Annotated in this window: 15 protein-coding genes; 12 read left to right on the top strand and 3 right to left on the bottom strand. The window is 42.3% G+C overall.

The window, feature by feature from the left end; all coding sequences use genetic code 11:
- Positions 1 to 10 precede the first annotated feature (10 nt).
- From B4C08_RS02540 to B4C08_RS02530, 3 genes are read left to right on the top strand one after another with little or no spacing between them, the layout of a single operon-like run.
- Positions 11 to 706 carry an SIMPL domain-containing protein gene (locus tag B4C08_RS02540; protein ID WP_296662504.1) on the top strand — a complete coding sequence of 232 codons (696 nt, stop codon included), beginning with the start codon at positions 11 to 13 and terminating at the stop codon, positions 704 to 706.
- A gap of 32 nt (positions 707 to 738) precedes the next feature.
- On the top strand, positions 739 to 2,076 hold the full coding sequence (serS, locus tag B4C08_RS02535) for a serine--tRNA ligase (protein ID WP_296662503.1): 1,338 nt from the start codon (positions 739 to 741) through the stop codon (positions 2,074 to 2,076).
- A gap of 20 nt (positions 2,077 to 2,096) precedes the next feature.
- Positions 2,097 to 3,194 (top strand): AI-2E family transporter, encoded by a 1,098-nt coding sequence (locus tag B4C08_RS02530; protein WP_295799681.1) that lies wholly within the window; start codon positions 2,097 to 2,099, stop codon positions 3,192 to 3,194.
- Positions 3,195 to 3,225: 31 nt separating this feature from the next.
- Here B4C08_RS02530 and B4C08_RS02525 read toward each other — a convergent pair whose 3' ends face one another.
- Both B4C08_RS02525 and B4C08_RS02520 read right to left on the bottom strand, forming a co-directional pair.
- Positions 3,226 to 4,203 (bottom strand): hypothetical protein, encoded by a 978-nt coding sequence (locus B4C08_RS02525; protein ID WP_296662501.1) that lies wholly within the window; start codon positions 4,201 to 4,203, stop codon positions 3,226 to 3,228.
- 11 nt (positions 4,204 to 4,214) lie between these two features.
- Positions 4,215 to 4,907 carry a hypothetical protein gene (locus B4C08_RS02520; protein ID WP_296662499.1) on the bottom strand — a complete coding sequence of 231 codons (693 nt, stop codon included), beginning with the start codon at positions 4,905 to 4,907 and terminating at the stop codon, positions 4,215 to 4,217.
- 75 nt (positions 4,908 to 4,982) lie between these two features.
- Between B4C08_RS02520 and B4C08_RS02515 the strand changes: the two genes are divergently transcribed.
- Positions 4,983 to 5,693 carry a Bax inhibitor-1/YccA family protein gene (locus tag B4C08_RS02515; RefSeq protein WP_296662498.1) on the top strand — a complete coding sequence of 237 codons (711 nt, stop codon included), beginning with the start codon at positions 4,983 to 4,985 and terminating at the stop codon, positions 5,691 to 5,693.
- A 3-nt stretch (positions 5,694 to 5,696) separates the two neighbouring features.
- Here B4C08_RS02515 and B4C08_RS02510 read toward each other — a convergent pair whose 3' ends face one another.
- Entirely contained in the window at positions 5,697 to 8,144 is a 2,448-nt protein-coding gene (locus B4C08_RS02510; protein WP_296662496.1) for a helicase C-terminal domain-containing protein, read from the bottom strand.
- A gap of 274 nt (positions 8,145 to 8,418) precedes the next feature.
- Between B4C08_RS02510 and B4C08_RS02505 the strand changes: the two genes are divergently transcribed.
- The 8 genes from B4C08_RS02505 (at position 8,419) to B4C08_RS02470 (ending at position 16,540) form a co-directional block, all read left to right on the top strand.
- On the top strand, positions 8,419 to 9,360 hold the full coding sequence (locus tag B4C08_RS02505) for an L-lactate dehydrogenase (RefSeq protein WP_296662495.1): 942 nt from the start codon (positions 8,419 to 8,421) through the stop codon (positions 9,358 to 9,360).
- On the top strand, positions 9,361 to 10,749 hold the full coding sequence (fumC, locus tag B4C08_RS02500; protein WP_296662493.1) for a class II fumarate hydratase: 1,389 nt from the start codon (positions 9,361 to 9,363) through the stop codon (positions 10,747 to 10,749).
- Positions 10,750 to 10,812: 63 nt separating this feature from the next.
- A complete protein-coding gene (locus B4C08_RS02495) occupies positions 10,813 to 11,652 on the top strand; it encodes a CoB--CoM heterodisulfide reductase iron-sulfur subunit B family protein (protein ID WP_296662491.1) in 840 nt (279 codons plus the stop codon).
- Positions 11,645 to 12,040, top strand: coding sequence for a 4Fe-4S dicluster domain-containing protein (locus tag B4C08_RS02490; protein WP_295798332.1), 396 nt, complete (start codon positions 11,645 to 11,647; stop codon positions 12,038 to 12,040). The genes B4C08_RS02495 and B4C08_RS02490 overlap by 8 nt, the downstream gene beginning before the upstream one ends.
- A gap of 10 nt (positions 12,041 to 12,050) precedes the next feature.
- Positions 12,051 to 14,063: a CoB--CoM heterodisulfide reductase iron-sulfur subunit A family protein gene (locus B4C08_RS02485; protein WP_296662489.1), complete on the top strand. Its 2,013-nt coding sequence runs from the start codon at positions 12,051 to 12,053 to the stop codon at positions 14,061 to 14,063.
- Between the two features lie 52 nt (positions 14,064 to 14,115).
- Positions 14,116 to 14,556: a hydrogenase iron-sulfur subunit gene (locus tag B4C08_RS02480; RefSeq protein WP_013701512.1), complete on the top strand. Its 441-nt coding sequence runs from the start codon at positions 14,116 to 14,118 to the stop codon at positions 14,554 to 14,556.
- On the top strand, positions 14,541 to 15,503 hold the full coding sequence (locus tag B4C08_RS02475) for a 4Fe-4S dicluster domain-containing protein (RefSeq protein ID WP_296662487.1): 963 nt from the start codon (positions 14,541 to 14,543) through the stop codon (positions 15,501 to 15,503). The genes B4C08_RS02480 and B4C08_RS02475 overlap by 16 nt, the downstream gene beginning before the upstream one ends.
- Positions 15,503 to 16,540 carry a 4Fe-4S dicluster domain-containing protein gene (locus B4C08_RS02470; RefSeq protein WP_296662485.1) on the top strand — a complete coding sequence of 346 codons (1,038 nt, stop codon included), beginning with the start codon at positions 15,503 to 15,505 and terminating at the stop codon, positions 16,538 to 16,540. The genes B4C08_RS02475 and B4C08_RS02470 overlap by 1 nt, the downstream gene beginning before the upstream one ends.
- Positions 16,541 to 16,542 lie beyond the last annotated feature (2 nt).

Here is a 16,542-nt window from a genome sequence, read left to right as displayed (position 1 = left end):
GAGAAAAAAAATGAAAAAAAATTTGCTATTAGCAGTTTTTGTTCTTTTTGCATTTACTTCCTGTAATTTTAAAGCAGAAAAAAATGTGCCTAGAACAATTTCTGTAACAGGAAAAGGAACTGTAAAACTTGACAATGAAAAAGCTGTAATTTCACTTTCCGTTGTAACAAGAAGCTCAAGTGTTTTAGCAGCAACCGAAGACAATGCAAAAAAAATGGAAGCTGTAAGAAATTCTTTTGAAGCTCTTGGAATCGGAAAAGAAAATATTTCAACTTCATCATTTTATATTCAGCAGGAAACTTCATATTCAAATGGGAGGACAATCCTGGGGCAATACGTAGTTTCAAACAGCATAAATATTTTAATTTCTTCCATTGAAAAAACTGGACAGATAATAGACGGAGCTGTAAAGGCTGGCGCAAATCAGTTTGATTCACTTTCATTTTCCGCAGGAGAAACTTCAGAGGCAGAAAAACAGGCTAGAATTCTTGCGTTGCGTGATGCTGAACAAAAAGCAATTACTCTTGCAAGCACAAGCGGATGTTCTGTCGGAAAAATCATTTCAATAAAAGAACGTCAGGCAATCACAGAAAGCATATCGAACACAGTTTTATATGCGGCAAAAAAAGAAAACAGCTCTACTCCAGTTTCAGGAGGAAAAACTTCCGTTTCTGTAAATGTTGAAGTAGTTTACGAAATTCAGTAAACTGATTATATTTTATTTCATAGAGGAAAAAAATGTTGGACTACAGATTTATTAAAGACAATCTTGAGGCAGTAAAGAAAAATATCATAGACCGCAACATGGATCCTGCAAAAGCTGACGCAGATTTAGTAGTGAAACTTTTTGATGAACGCACAGCTCTTACAACAGAATTGCAGAATCTTCAGCAGAAAAGAAATGCAAACGCGGCGGCGATGAAGCAAAAACTCGATCCAGAAACAAGAGCAAAATGTATTGAAGAAGGAAAAAGCATAAAGGACGCAGTTTCTTCTGCGGAAGCAAGACTTTCTGAGCTCGAAGTAAAGCTTGAAGAAGCAGGACGTCAGATTCCAAACATGGCAAATCCGGAAGTTCCAGTTGGAAAAGTTGATACAGAAAATCTTGAAGTAAAAAAAGTTGGTCAGCCAAGAAAATTCGACTTCAAGCCAAAAAGTCATGTAGAACTTGGCGAGTCATTGGATTTAATTGACTTTGAGCGCGGAACAAAAGTTTCAGGAGCAAAATTTTATTATCTTAAAAATGAAGCTGTTTTTCTTGAGCAGGCGCTTATAATGTACGCTCTCAACATTTTGCGCAAACATGGATTTACAACATTTATAACTCCAGACATTGCACGCGAAGAAGTTCTAAAAGGAATTGGATTTAATCCGCGCGGAAACGAAAGCAATGTTTATGCAATTGAAGACGAAGGAACTTGCCTTGTTGCGACTGCGGAAATAACGCTTGGTGGCTATCATTCAGGAGAAATTCTAGACAAGTCAAAGCTTCCGCTTATGTATTGCGGACTTTCACATTGCTTTAGAAGAGAAGCAGGGGCTGCAGGTCAGTTCAGCAAAGGACTTTACAGAGTTCACCAATTTGATAAAGTTGAAATGTTTGTTTATTGCCTTCCAGAACAGAGTGATTCTCTTCACGAAAAACTCCGCTTAATTGAAGAAGAAATTTTCAGTGGACTTGGTCTTCCGTTCCGTGTTGTTGACACTTGTACTGGAGACTTGGGTGCGCCTGCTTACAGAAAGTGGGACTTGGAAGCATGGATGCCTGGACGTGCTGATGAAAATCATCCGGATGGAGATTACGGCGAAGTAACTTCAACTTCAAACTGCACAGACTATCAGGCACGCAGATTGAATGTAAAATACCACGACGATGATGGAAAAAATAAATACGTCCATATGCTTAACGGAACAGCCGTTGCAGTCGGAAGAGCAATGCTTGCAATTCTTGAAAATTACCAGAATGAAGACGGCTCTGTAACAATTCCAGAAGTTCTTGTTCCTTACTGCGGCTTCGACAAAATCGGACCAAAAACAGATGTAGCATCTCCAGTCTATAAAACAATCAAAAAATAAAATAATAGGAAGTTAAAATTATGGAAGACAAAAATTATTCAAAAGGCATTTTTTACATTTTACTATTTGCTTCCATAATTTTGGCAACTGTTATTCTAAAAATTACATCTTCATTTTTTATTCCGCTCACGCTCGCACTGATGCTTTCGTTTGTTTTTTATCCATTTGTAAAGAACCTTACGAAATTTCGTATTCCGTGGATTGCAGGAATAATTCTAGTTGTGATTTTGGCAGTTGCGGCATTTTTTATAATCGGAAACCTTTTGGTTGCAAGTTGCCGAACAGTTTTAAATGCATATCCAAAATACGAAACGAGATTCACAACAGTTTACAGTCTTATTGCCGAAGCTTTCCACATTCCGTTTGACGAAAATTCATCGCTTATTATAAATCTTTGGAATTCATTAGGCGTAAGAACATTTGTTCAGAACTTTGCATTGGCGGCAAGCAGCTATATGTTTTCAACTGCAAAAGTAATACTTGTAATCGCACTGTTTATTGTTTTCTTTTTGATTGAAATCCGCGGAATGAAAGAAAAAGTAAAAACTGCGTTCCCAGAAGAACATCTTAACAGAAAAATAATGTTCATAATAACAAAAACAATTGCAGAAGTAACGCGCTACATTTCCATAAAATTTTTGATTTCGTTTTTCACAGGACTTCTCGTGTTCTTGTTCTGCTTTATGATTGGACTTGACTTTGCCATTATCTGGGGATTTCTTGCATTCATCTTGAATTTCATTCCAACATTCGGTTCTATTCTTTCTTGGGCGCTTACAACCGGATTTGCAGTTCTTCAGTTTTATCCTTCATTTGGCAAAATCATTTATGTTGGAATAGCCGTGCTTGCAGTCAATTTTATTCTTGGAAATATTATTGAGCCACGCTGGGAAGGTTCTGATCTTGGAATTTCTCCGTTTCTTATTCTTGTAAGCCTTTCACTTTGGGGCTGGCTTTGGGGATTTATTGGAATGATTCTTGCAGTTCCAATTCTTGTGATTATAAAAATCATCTGCGAAAATATTCAAATTCTAAACCCAATTGGAGTCCTTTTGGGAAACAAAACGAATTTCAACAACAGAAAAAGAAAATTTTCACTTTTCAATAGAAAAAAGTAATTAGTCAGATTTTTAACTATCTGTCAATTTTCTATTTACCTAAGATTTTTCCAGTGATTCTTTCATATAAGAATCTGGAATCTTCTTCTTTTAAATTTTCATATTTAAGTGCAATACATTTTATATTCTTTGAATTTTCGTTTTCATAAATTTTTTCAACAGAACATTCAACTTGAACTGTTCTTTTTAAAAGTTTGTTTTCCGAAAGTGTAAAGAAAAGCGAAAGATTGTACTTTAATTCAGAGTCAAGATTTTCAGAATTTTCAGCGCAGGCAAGCACAATTCTTTTGTCGTCAGCAAAAATTATAAAAAACGGCTTTACTCTGCCTTCCACTGGTTCTTGCGGAAAAATATTTTTTTCAGAAAGATAGCGGACAATGCTCAAAAGCTGAATGCCGTTTCCAATTGGATTTGTCTGCCCGGATTTTACTTCCTGCACAAACTTTTCAAGGAGCGACTTTGCCTCATGCTGATTTTCTTCTGGAATTTCAGACCACTTTGGAGTAGAAAAAATTCTGTAGCCTTTCATTGGAATGCAGTCGATTTCAACAACAGAATCCGCCGCTTTGTAAGAAATTTTTCCGCTGAAATCGTAATCATTTTTTGAAAAAACTTCTGGAATTCTTTTTATGCTTGAAGGAATAACAATCGCAAGTCCTTGGGAACATTCTTTCATCGTTGTAATAAAATAAAGACCAAGATGATTAAAATAAAACTGGACTTTTACAAGTTTTCCCAAAAACGGAAGAACCGTGCGGGCAGGATTTTTTAAAAGAATTATTCCCTGGTTCAAAACTTTTATTTGCTCAGAAGGAATCGCAACCGGAAAAACTGCGCTCGCAGGAATACGGCTTTCTTTTTCCAGCACAGGAACTTTTTCGCCAATCATTTCAGCATCAGCCTGCTCCGGCTTTTTTTCAAGCGTAACAGTCAAAGGAACATTGTCGTCCATAAGATATTGAAGCACAAGCTCCCTTTCTATTTTTGTAAGTTCCTTGTTTTCAGACATCATTCCTCCTGTTAATTTTTTTTCCAACTGAAAATTTCAAGCTGAAAAATTTTCCATTCCTGTTCTATTTTTTTTAAATATGCATAAACGTCAACACTTGAATTTTTTTCATCATTCGCCTTAAGAAAAATTCTTACAGGGCATTGATAAATTCCATCATAAAAAAAAGGTTCGCCTGAAACATGACTAAAAGCATTCGCTTTCATTTTAGCAAAATCATGCAAAAAAATTACCAATGAATAAAGATTTTCTGTTTCAAAATATTTTTCACAATTCCCATTTTTTTCAAATGAATAAAAAAATGAATCAAGAGTTTTTAATGCGTCCTTATCCATTGAAGAAACGTCAAGGCTGAATGAATCTTTTAAACTCGGAAAAACGGCTTTTAAATCAATGGAAGCCAAAGCAACAGAAGCCGGAGACAAAACTGTTTTGGAAGAAATATTTTTTACAGCGAGCAATTTTTCTTTTAAAAGATTTGGCTCAATTTCATTTGTCCACAACGAGATTCTTTCAAAATTTTCTGCGGAACTTTTTAAAGTTTCATCTTTGACTTCTAATTCTTCAACAGAAGCCTCGCATGAAACAAAAAATGCAGCAATTAAAATTCCAGCTGAAAAAATTCTTATCATATTCTTCCATGCCATTATAATGGGGATTTTTGCAAAAGAAAAGAGATTTTTCCAACAAACTGAAAACGCCATGTTACAAAAAATAAAGTTTGCGGTTTTATGTGTAATATATTATATTTATAAAAACAAATAATTTCGGAGGAATCTATGGAAAATCAAATGACGTTTTATGCTCCAACAGAAACTGAAAGGAAGCTTTTCTTAACAAGAACTTATTTATGGATGGGAATCGCACTTCTTGTAAGCGCGGCAATTTCATTTCTCGCAGCAGAATCAGGATTGATTATTTCTATTCTGAAGGCAACAGGCGGAATGGGACTTCTTATTCTTTGCATTGCGGAAATCGGTCTTGTAGTCGGACTTACTTCTTCAATCAGAAAAATTTCTGTAGCAAACGCAAAGCTTTTATTCATTTTGTATTCAGCATTAAACGGACTTACAATTTCTACAATCTTCTTTACATACACAGCAAGCTCAATCGCAATCTGCTTTGTTTCCGCGGCGGCTATGTTCTTTGGAATGTCGCTTTATGGACTTAAAACAAAATCAGATCTTACAACTGCTGGGCGCTACCTTATGATGGCTCTCCTTGGAATTATTATAGCTTCTTTACTAAATGGGATTTTGTTCCTTTTTGGAGCCGGAAGCACAATGTTTGACTGGCTGATTTCTGTTGTTTCTGTTGTTGTGTTCACGGGACTTACAGCTTATGACTCACAGAAAATTATGCGCATTTCTTCAAGGGCGAACAGTTCAGACACATTCAAGAAAATTGCGATTTATGGCGCGCTTGAGCTTTATCTTGATTTCATAAATATTTTTCTTTCTCTTTTAAGGCTCTTTGGAAACCGAAAATAAGTTTCAATTAAAAAAATTTTTAACAGCGTGCAGAATGGCATCCAAAGGCGAATACATTCTTTTTGTCATCGGCACGCTTCTTGTAAAAATTCCGCCGTATTTTTTTTCAACTATGCGGCGATCCAAGACAACGACAATGCCTTTGTCATCAGCGCGTCTCACAAGCCGTCCAAAACCCTGCCTGAATTTTATTACAGCCTGAGGAAGACTTAGCTGCATAAAAGGATTTCCGCCTTTCTTTTCAAGAGCTTCACTTCTTGCTGAAAAAACCGGGTCATTAGGAACTGCAAAAGGAAGCTTCACAATTATCACTTGGCTAAGACTGCTGCCAGGAACATCAACTCCTTCCCAAAAACTGTCGGTTGCAAACAAAACGCTGTTTGTGTCTTTTTTGAATTTTTCAAGAAGCCTGAATCTGTCTTCATCGCCCTGCTTAAAAACTTCTATTCCATTTTCAGAAAGAATATTCCGGCTTGCATTAAAAGTAAATTTCAAGCTGTCATAGGAAGTAAAAAGAACAAGTGTTTTTCCGCCTGCAGCCAAAATAAGCTTTGGAATAGCCTCTTCAACAAAAGTTTGAAAATATGGACTGTCTGGAAAAGGCGCGTCATTCGGAACTGAGAACAAAACATTTTCTTTATATAGAAACGGAGAATCAAAACTGCCTTGCGCAACACGTTCAGGCTCTACAAAAGAAATTCCAACACGGCGCGTCCAGTAGCCAAAGTTTTTGTCAATTCTCAACGTCGCGCTTGTACACACAACAGTTTTCATAGGCTCAAAAACGCCAGAGTTCATCAAAGGCGCAATGTCCAGCGGAGTTTGAATAAACTGAACAAAAGTCACAAAATCTTCGCCTGGAACTTTCGGAGGAATTTTCACTTTCTGAAGCCAAAAAACAGTGTCATCTTTTTCTTCCCAAAGTAAAAAATTTCCGCACAAAGCAGCCAAAGATTCAAGACGTCGCAAAACGGTCTTTGCTTCCCAGACTGCAGGAACTTCAGAATCCTTATCGTCTATTTTTTCTAGAACTTCACGCACAAGGTTATTGAATGCAGAAATTGCAGATTTCAGTTTTGAAAGCGCATTAAAAGTTCCGCTGAATTTCTGCGAGTTTCCACTGTAAATTCTTGCATTGAAATTTTCATCAAGCTCAAGTATCGAAATCTGATCAAGTTCCAAAAGCGAATCTTTTATTCCATTGACGAGAGACAGCGCACGTTCCATGCAATCATCAGCTGAAGAAAACGCTGCAGCCTGAACAAGAAAACCTGTGTTTGAGCTTCTAAAAGTTCTGAACAAAAGATTAACCTGCTTCATCACTTTAAATCTTGTTATGATTTCACTGAAAAAACTTGTCGCGCTGTCTTCAATTCCGTGGGCTTCGTCAAAAATAATCCGTCTGTAAGGAGGCAAAACTGCAGCGTTGTCGTAACCTGCTCCGCTCATTCGGCTTTCAATGTCTGCAAACAAAAGATGATGGTTTACAATTATTATGTTCGCGCTGGCAGCTTCATTGCGCACTTTCATTACAAAACAGTTTTCCCTAAACGGGCATCTTCCGCCAAGACAAGCATCGCTTTCGCTGTTGACTTTTGACCACACGCTTTCAGACGGAAGAAACGTAAGATCGCTTTTACTTCCTGTTGCGCTTGTTTTTGTCCATTCACTTATCTTGTCAATAATTTCAATTTCTTCATTAAAAAGGCTTCTATCGTTTTCCGCTTCAGAGAGTCTTCGAAGACAGATATAGTTTTGCCGGCCTTTTAAAAGCACCGCCTTTATTTTTTTTCCGATTAATTTTTGTGCAAACGGAATGTCTTTTTCAAAAAGCTGCTGCTGAAGATTTATAGTTCCTGTGGAAACAACGACGCATTCCTTGTTTTTTACCGACCAAAGCATTGCAGGAATCAGATACGCAAAACTTTTTCCAACTCCAGTTCCTGCTTCAAAAACACCGATTTTTTCCTTATTAAATGAAGACGCAATTTCTTTTGAAAGTGAAATTTGAGACGGACGCTCTTCGTAGTTTCCGTAGGATTTTGCGAACGGACCTTGGCTTGAAAGAAAAAATGCAGTTTCATCCTCATTCAAAAGCTCAATTTTTTTAGGCTTGACTGGCTCTACAACCACGTAAACCCGGGAAACTTCATTGTCAACTATGTAAAATCCAAGCGAAGTGTCGGAAGCATTGTACGCAATGTTTTGGTCAGCCTCGCTAGGCGAAAGGTTTCCACTTGGATGGTTATGGATTATTACATTTCCTTCTCTTGCGGCGTTTTTATTTACAACTACGGAATTTTCGTTTCCGCGGGAACCAGCCTGAACAGAAACAACAATGCCTTCTAAATTTATTTTTCCAGCCCAAAAAACTTCATTTCCGTCTGCGTCTTTAATATCAGAGCGCATGGTGTCAATTACATTTTGGCTGAATCTTTTCAAGGCTTCCATAATCAGCGGTATTTTAGAGTGAAAGAAAAAAATGTTCAACAAGAAGTTTTTGTATGTGAATAAAATCACAATATTTTCTGCAAACTGTTATAAATTTCACAAAAAAATTGAAAATTCGTCAAAATCACTCTTAAAAGGCAGTTTTCGTTTTTATTTTCATTAACAGGTGTTTTTTTTTGTGTTATAATATAATTTGAATGTTGCTGTCATGGAAGGAATTTTCTTCGGACTATGCGGCGGCTCTTTTAAAACCATTTGCACACAGGAGATATTTATGGCAAACAAAATCACCATTATTGGTGCTGGACAAGTTGGCTCATCTATTGCTTATGCCCTTTGTCTTAAAAGCATTGCAACTGAAATCGTTATGATTGACATTGACAAAAACCGCGCTATGGGAGAAGCACTGGACATCCGTCAGGGAACTCCATACATGAGCCCTGTAAATATTCATGACGGCTCTTATGAAGACGCAAAAGATTCAGACCTTGTAATCTTGACTTCTGGAGTTGCACGCAAGCCTGGACAGTCTCGTCTTGACCTTGCGCAGACAAATGTAAACATAACAAAGTCAATTATTCCGCAGATTTCAAAAGTTGCTCCAAACGCAATTTATATTATTGTTGCAAATCCTGTTGACATTCTTACATATCAGTTTGTAAAAACATCCGGAATTCCTGCCGACCATATCATAGGAACTGGAACTTTGCTTGACACAGCAAGATTACGCACAAAAATCGCTGATGTATACGGAATCGGGCAGCCAAATCTTCACGCTTATGTTTTCGGCGAGCACGGAGATTCTTCATTTGTTCCGTGGTCTTTGGTAAATGTTGCTTCGGTTCCTGTAGATTCATACTACGACAGTCTTAATGGAAAAGGAAATGCAAAACCTGACCACGCAGAAATCGAGGACTTTGTACGCAAATCAGGCGGAATCATTATTTCAGCAAAAAAATGCACAAACTACGGAATCGGAGCTACAACAGCTCGTCTTTGCGAAATCATCAAAAATTCAAATGATTCTGTTACAATCGCTTCTTCTATGCTTACAGGCGAATACGGAATTAGCGATGTATGTTTGAGCATTCTCACAGTTGTTGGCGGACACGGAATTACAGGACGTCTTGTTGCTCCTCTTACAGACAACGAAATTGCCCAGCTCAAGCATTCCGCAGACTGCCTCAAAGACGTAATAAAGCAGCTGGAGTTCTAAATGGAATACAGAATTGAACACGACAGCATGGGCGAAGTAAAAGTTCCTGCTGACAAACTTTGGGGAGCTCAGACTGAACGCAGCCACGAGAATTTTCTTATCGGTGTTGGAATTGAAACAATGCCGCTTGAAATTACAAAAGCTTTCGGCTATCTGAAAAAGGCGGCGGCTCTTGCAAACAATGCGCTCAAACCTGAAAAAATGACAGACAAAAAGCTCAAGGCAATTTCTCAGGCTTGCGATGAAGTTATTTCAGGCTCATTGAACGAAAACTTTCCGCTTGTTGTATGGCAAACAGGTTCTGGCACACAGTCAAACATGAATACAAATGAAGTCATTGCGAACAGAGCAAACCAGATTGCAGGCGAAAAACTTTGCCATCCAAATGACGACATAAACATGAGCCAGTCTTCAAATGACACATTTCCAACTGCAATGCACATTGCCGCTGTTGTTGAAGTTGAAGACAAGCTTTTTCCGGCAATCGACATTCTTGTTGACACTTTCAAAAAACTGGAAAAAGCAAATGAAGGCATTGTAAAGTCAGGACGCACTCACCTTCAGGATGCTGTTCCAATTCAGTTCTCGCAGGAAATTTCAGGCTGGAGAACTTCTCTTGAGCGCGACAAGGAAATGCTTTCTTCTTCCCTTCCATATTTAAAGCAGCTTGCTTTGGGAGGAACAGCGGTTGGAACTGGACTTAATGCGCCGGCTGAATTTGACACGCTTGTTGCAAAAAAGGTTTCAGAGCTTACAGGAAAAGACTTTGTTACAGCTCCAAACAAATTCCATGCGTTGACTTCAAAAGATGAAATTGTCTTTGCGCACGGAGCTTTAAAAGCGCTTGCCGCTGACTTGATGAAAATTGCAAACGACGTAAGATGGCTTGCTTCCGGTCCAAGATGCGGAATCGGCGAAATCCACATTCCAGAAAACGAGCCTGGCTCTTCAATCATGCCTGGAAAAGTAAATCCGACACAATGCGAGGCAATGACAATGGTTGCCGTTCAGGTTATGGGAAACGACGCCGCAGTTGGAATGGCAGCTTCTCAGGGAAACTTTGAGCTGAATGTATTTATGCCGGTAATTGCGTATAATTTCCTTCAGTCCGTAAGGCTTCTTGCTGAAGTCATGGTAAGCTTCAATAAAAACTGCGCAGTTGGAATTACAGCAAACAAGGAAAAAATGCACTTTAACTTGTACAATTCCCTGATGCTTGTAACAGCCCTGAATCCATACATTGGATACGAAAACGCGGCAAAAACAAGCCATAAAGCTTACGAAGAAAATATTTCACTTAAAGATGCCTGCGTACAGCTTGGCTTCCTTACAGCTGAAAAATTTGACGAGGTTTTCCATCCAGAAGAAATGACTGGCGTGAAAAAATAAAAATACAAGGCCTTGAGTTTTTCTTGAGGCCAGCTAAAAATATCCTGCACTTAGGAGCAAAGAATGAGTGAGAACCAGACACACACACTGACTTATTCTTATTTTCCAGGCTGCACGCTAAAAAACAAAGCGAAGGATTTGGACTTATACGGCCGTTTAAGCGCTGAAGCTCTTGGTTTCAAACTTGAAGAAATCGAAGAGTGGCAGTGCTGCGGCGGTGTATATCCTACCGGCAAAAATGAAATTGCCTCAAAGCTTCCTTCTGTCCGGGCTTTGGCTGCATCCAGAGATAAGAACCAGGCATTGGTAACACTGTGCTCAGCGTGTTACAATGTAATCAAGCAGGTGAACAACGACCTGCAGAATGACGAGAATACAATTTTAAAAGTAAACAACTATCTCGCCCAAGACAATATTGAATACCATGGTGAAGCGAAAGTCCTCCACTTTCTTGAAGTTCTCCGTGATGAGATCGGCTGGGACAACGTCAAGAAGGCCGTCAAGAATCCTTTCAAAGGAAAGAAAATCGGTGCCTATTACGGATGTCTTCTTCTGCGTCCGGGAAAGGTGATGGAATTTGACGATCCTGAGAATCCGAAAATCCTTGAGGACTTCATAACCGCAATCGGCGGAACTCCGGTCATTTATGCCCAGCGCAACGAATGCTGCGGCGCCTATGCCGCGTTTGAGGACGAGACAATTCCTCAGAAAAGAGCGGCTTCGATTCTCGCGAATGCGGCTGACATGGGAGCGGACTTTCTTGTAACAAGCTGCCCTCTGTGCCGCTACAACCTCATAAAGAACAAAGGCTCTTCAGAGCTTGATGTCATCTACTTTACAGAACTTCTTGCGGAAGCTCTCGGCGTAAAGGATGCCGTAGCAAAGGAGGCTGTGAATGCTTGAGTCAGAAATCCAGAAATACAAGGAACTGATCCTTGAAACAAGCGGAGTCAATCCGAAGAAATGCATGGTCTGCGGAAAATGCTCCGGAACCTGTCCTAATTACGACTCCATGGAATATCATCCGCATCAGTTCGTGCAGATGGTTGAAAACGGAGAAATCGAGCCGCTTTTAAAGAGCAAGTCGATTTATACCTGCTTAAGCTGTTTCGCCTGTCTTGAGAGATGTCCACGTCAGGTCGAGCCGGCCAAGCTTATTGACGCTGTGCGCACTGTAGTTGAGCGTGAGCGCGGTCCTCTTCATCTTGATCCTGTTCAGGTTCCTGAAAAACTTGATGATGAGACTCCGCAGCAGCTTTTGATGAGCGCATTCAGAAAGTACCGCAAATAGGAGCAGCATCATGGAAAGAATCGGTGTTTTCGTGTGCCATTGCGGCACTAACATTGCAGGCACTGTTGACGTTGCAAAAGTAGCTGAAGAGCTCGGCAAGGTGAACGGTGTAGTTTATTCAACTCATTACACATATATGTGTTCTTCCGCCGGTCAGAAAATGATTGAGGACAAGATTCACGAGCTTAACCTTACGGGTGTGGTTCTGTGCTCCTGTTCTCCGCGTATGCATGAGAAGACCTTCCGTTCCTGTGCGGAGCGCGCTGGCTTGAATGCCTACAAGGTGGAAGTAGCAAACATCCGTGAGCAGTGCTCATGGGTTATGAAGGAAATGGGCGATGCGACGGAAAAGGCAATTGCTTTGGGCAAGGCGGCCGTTGCAAAGACAATCCTTGACACGCCTCTTATTGAAGGCGAGACACCAATGACAAAACGCGCATTGGTAATCGGAGGCGGCATCGCTGGAATCACGGCGGCTCTCGACATTGCGGATGCGGGATTCCCTGTTGACATTGTTGAGAAGGACTATACGGTCGGCGGAAAGATGGCGAAGCTCGACAAGACCTTCCCGACGCTGGACTGCGCATCCTGTATCGTCACTCCGAAAATGACTGAAGTAAGCCAGAATCCGAACATCCGCATCCTCTCATACTCTGAAGTTGCAGGTGTGAAAGGATATATCGGAAACTTCGAGGTGGACATCAAACGCCATCCGCGCTATGTCGACGAGGCAAAGTGTACCGGCTGCGGAGCATGTATCGAAAAATGCCCGAACAAGAAAGTTCCGAACGCATTCAACCTGAACCTTAACAACCGCAAGGCGATTGACATTCCGTTTGCCCAGGCAGTTCCGAAAGTTGCCGCAATCTCCGCGGACTACTGCCTTCACATGAAAGGCCTCAAGAACGGCAAGGACAATGTCTGCGGATTCTGCGAGAAAGCCTGTGCCGCCGGAGCAATCAATTTCCATCAGGAAGAAACCATGCTCACGGAAAAATACGGCGCAATCATCGTGGCTACCGGCTACAATCCGATCAGCCTTGAGAAATTCGACGAGTATGCATACAGCCAGAGTCCTGACGTTGTGTCATCGCTTGAATTCGAGCGTCTGTGCAACGCATCCGGTCCTACAAACGGACATCTTCTCCGCCCTTCCGATGGAAAGGAGCCTAAGAACATTGTATTCGTCCAGTGCGTGGGAAGCCGCTGCTCTGCGGACTCCACAAAAGGCCACGAATACTGCTCTAAAATCTGCTGTATGTACACGGCAAAGCACGCAATCCTTACACGCGACCACTATCCGGACACAAACATCACTGTATTCTATATCGACGTGCGCACTCCTGGAAAGAACTTTGATGAGTTCTACCGCCGCGCAGTTGAGCAGTACGGTGTCCACTACATAAAGGGTCAGGTGGGAAAAGTAACTCCGCTCTCGGACGGAACGCTTGATGTGCAGGGTTCTGACCTGATTCTGAACAGGCAGGTTCACATTAAGGCAGACATGGTTGTTCTTGCCGCTTCAATTGAGGCTGACAAGTCGGCGCGTCCGCTTGCCACAATGCTTACGACTTCAATGGACAACAACGACTTCTTCCTTGAGGCCCACGCAAAGCTCCGTCCTGTGGAGTCTCCTACAGCAGGTATATTCCTTGCAGGATGCTGTCAGGGACCAAAAGACATTCCGGAGACTGTAGCACAGTCTTCAGGTGCGGCCGCGAAAGCGATTTGCCTGCTTGTTAAGGACAAGCTTAAGAACAACCCTTGCACTGCGAACCCGAACGAGAACGCCTGCAACGGCTGCGGTCAGTGCGCGAACGTCTGTCCTTACGGAGCCATCACTTACATCGAGAAGAATTTCCGCGGACCGAACAGAACTACAATCACACGCCGCGTTTCTCAGGTGAACAAGGCTATGTGCCACGGATGCGGCGCCTGTACGGTTGCCTGTCCTTCCGGCGCAATGGATCTGTTAGGATTCAGCAACAAACAAATCTTGGCGGAGGTTGATTCAGTACTGTAATTCGCAATGCCCAACCAGCAATACGCAATTATTTATTCTGAAAAAAAGAACTATGGCTGAAAATAAAGAATGGGAACCGAGAATTGTTGCCTTCTGCTGCAACTGGTGCTCTTACGCCGGTGCGGACTTGGCAGGCAACAACCGTCTTGAATATCCGAAGAACGTTAAAATCATCCGTATTCCATGCTCATGCAGACTGAATCCTCTGTTCATTCTCCGTGCATTCCAGCGTGGCGCAGACGGTGTAATCTTATGCGGATGTCACCCAGGTGACTGTCACTACTCTACAGGAAACTATTTCGCGCGCCGTCGCATGACCCTGCTTTTCTCGATGCTTGACTACTTGGGAATTGACAAGGGACGCACACGCGTCGAATGGTGTTCCGCCGCTGAAGGTGTCCGCTTTGCCGGAATCATGAACGATTTCGTATCGCAGATAAAAGCCCTTGGCGAAAACAAGAAGCTGGAGGATGTAAGATGCAAGACAAACTGATTGCCCGCGCCAAGGAGCTGCTTTCTGAAGGCAAGGTACAGAAGGTTGCCGGCTGGAAAAAAGGTCTATTTGAAGACGACATCACTCCGGCCGTATTTGCAACCGCAGAAGAACTGGACAAGGATTTTGTCTTCAACAAATACTGCAAGGCGAACCTTTCAAAATATCTGGTCGGAATCACAAGAAACATCGAGATTGCTAAAAGCACGGCACGCATGAACAACACGATGGCGAAGCAGCGCGATCCGAATGCGCAGGACAAGCCTATTCCGTCCGAAGTTGTGCTTGTATTCCTGAAGCCTTCCGACACATATTCATTCACACAGCTGCTCAAGGAAAGCCGCATTACAAGAAGTGATGTCTATGCTATCGGTGTTCCGTGCCAGGACGCAATTGACGGCGGAGATGCATGCGGAAACTGCGCAGGAAAGAAGCCGGTCTCATGCGATGAGTATATCGGCGTGGATCCGGAAGCAGAGCTTGCTCCGAACACCGCAAGAATGGACGAAGTTGCAAAGATTGAGGCCATGTCAGTGAACGAGCGATACGAATTCTGGAGAAATGAATTCAGCCGCTGCATCAGATGCAACGCCTGCCGCAACGTATGCCCTGCCTGTACCTGCGAGAAATGCGTGTTCGACAACAACGCGCTCTACACGACGCAGAAAGTCGCGGAGACAAGCTTTGAGGAAAGCCTGTTCCATATCATCCGCGCATGGCACGTGGCCGGACGATGCACGGACTGCGGTGAATGCTCAAGGGTCTGCCCACAGAACATTCCGCTTTATCTTCTTAACCGCAAATACATCAAGGACATCAACGAAATCTACGGCGACTATCAGGCCGGAGCTGACATGGAGACAAAGCCGGCCATGCTCCGTTTCAAGGAAGACGATCCGGAGACGACGATTGTTTACGACAGATCAAAAGACGGAGGCAATGAATAATGCTTAGTATCGCAAAAGATAAAATCGATTCATTATTTGAGCTTATCGGTTCAAAGCAGCCTTTGTATTTGCCTGTTGACAACAATTCAGGAAAAGCCGACTTTGCAAGATGGCAGAAAGGCACAAAGCTTTCAGAAAAACTAAAGACCACAAGATCCGCAAAGGACTTCTTCTTCCCTAAGACCGAGCATCTGGTAAGCTATGAAATGAGCGGAAAGGAAGTGAAGGTCGTTGATCCGCGCAAGGAAGTTGAGGACTTTGTTATTTTCGGTGTGCGCGCCTGCGATGCCCGCGGCTTTACCGCAATTGACAACGTATACCTGAACATGAATCCGGTGGACTCATACTACAAGAACCGCCGCGAGCACGGAACAGTAATTGTTCTTGCCTGCAACGAGCCTGCAAAGACATGCTTCTGCTCCACATTCGGAATTGACGCGTCGCTTGCAAAACCTGCAGGAGACGTGAGCTGCTGGCTTGCCGACGGAAAATACTATTTTGAGGCTAACACGGACAAAGGCAAGGCTTTTGTTGAGAACGCGAAATCCGCGCTTGAGGACGCTGACACATCGGCTGTTGACAAGTGCAAAAAGGACATCTCGGCAAAAGTCGAGGCTCTTCCGTTCGCTCATCTGGATCTCTCCAAGTTCCAGGGCAAGGATATGCTCAAGATTTTCAACTCGAAAATCTGGGACAAGGTTTCCGAGCCTTGCGTAGGCTGCGGAACCTGCACTTATGTCTGCCCGACATGTATGTGCTTCGATGTGCGCGACTTCGCCACAAGCAACGGAGTGCGCCAGGTTCGCTGCTGGGATTCCTGCATGTACAACGACTTCACCCAGATGGCCGCCGAGAATCCGCGCCACACCCAAAAGGAAAGAAGCCGCCAGAGATTCATGCACAAGCTCATGTACTACCCTATGGCGCATGAGGGAATGTTCAGCTGCGTGGGCTGCGGACGCTGCGTTGAGAACTGCCCTGTGAACATGAACATCGTCAAGGTCATAAAAGCCGTCAACGAGAGCGATGACATCTAAGG

The organism is Treponema sp. UBA753 (assembly GCF_002297325.1).
Taxonomy (GTDB): Bacteria; Spirochaetota; Spirochaetia; order Treponematales; family Treponemataceae; genus Treponema_D.
The sequence above is the reverse complement of the archived record's forward strand: the minus strand, read 5'-3'. Positions and strand labels throughout refer to the sequence as shown.

Bases quoted from the DNA above. Each gene is read 5' to 3' on its own strand.
- B4C08_RS02540 (WP_296662504.1), top strand. From the start codon at position 11: ATGAAAAAAAATTTGCTATTAGCAGTTTTTGTTCTTTTTGCATTTACT.
- serS (WP_296662503.1), top strand. From the start codon at position 739: ATGTTGGACTACAGATTTATTAAAGACAATCTTGAGGCAGTAAAGAAA.
- B4C08_RS02530 (WP_295799681.1), top strand. From the start codon at position 2,097: ATGGAAGACAAAAATTATTCAAAAGGCATTTTTTACATTTTACTATTT.
- B4C08_RS02525 (WP_296662501.1), bottom strand. From the start codon at position 4,203: ATGTCTGAAAACAAGGAACTTACAAAAATAGAAAGGGAGCTTGTGCTT.
- B4C08_RS02520 (WP_296662499.1), bottom strand. From the start codon at position 4,907: ATGGCGTTTTCAGTTTGTTGGAAAAATCTCTTTTCTTTTGCAAAAATC.
- B4C08_RS02515 (WP_296662498.1), top strand. From the start codon at position 4,983: ATGGAAAATCAAATGACGTTTTATGCTCCAACAGAAACTGAAAGGAAG.
- B4C08_RS02510 (WP_296662496.1), bottom strand. From the start codon at position 8,144: ATGGAAGCCTTGAAAAGATTCAGCCAAAATGTAATTGACACCATGCGC.
- B4C08_RS02505 (WP_296662495.1), top strand. From the start codon at position 8,419: ATGGCAAACAAAATCACCATTATTGGTGCTGGACAAGTTGGCTCATCT.
- fumC (WP_296662493.1), top strand. From the start codon at position 9,361: ATGGAATACAGAATTGAACACGACAGCATGGGCGAAGTAAAAGTTCCT.
- B4C08_RS02495 (WP_296662491.1), top strand. From the start codon at position 10,813: ATGAGTGAGAACCAGACACACACACTGACTTATTCTTATTTTCCAGGC.
- B4C08_RS02490 (WP_295798332.1), top strand. From the start codon at position 11,645: ATGCTTGAGTCAGAAATCCAGAAATACAAGGAACTGATCCTTGAAACA.
- B4C08_RS02485 (WP_296662489.1), top strand. From the start codon at position 12,051: ATGGAAAGAATCGGTGTTTTCGTGTGCCATTGCGGCACTAACATTGCA.
- B4C08_RS02480 (WP_013701512.1), top strand. From the start codon at position 14,116: ATGGCTGAAAATAAAGAATGGGAACCGAGAATTGTTGCCTTCTGCTGC.
- B4C08_RS02475 (WP_296662487.1), top strand. From the start codon at position 14,541: ATGCAAGACAAACTGATTGCCCGCGCCAAGGAGCTGCTTTCTGAAGGC.
- B4C08_RS02470 (WP_296662485.1), top strand. From the start codon at position 15,503: ATGCTTAGTATCGCAAAAGATAAAATCGATTCATTATTTGAGCTTATC.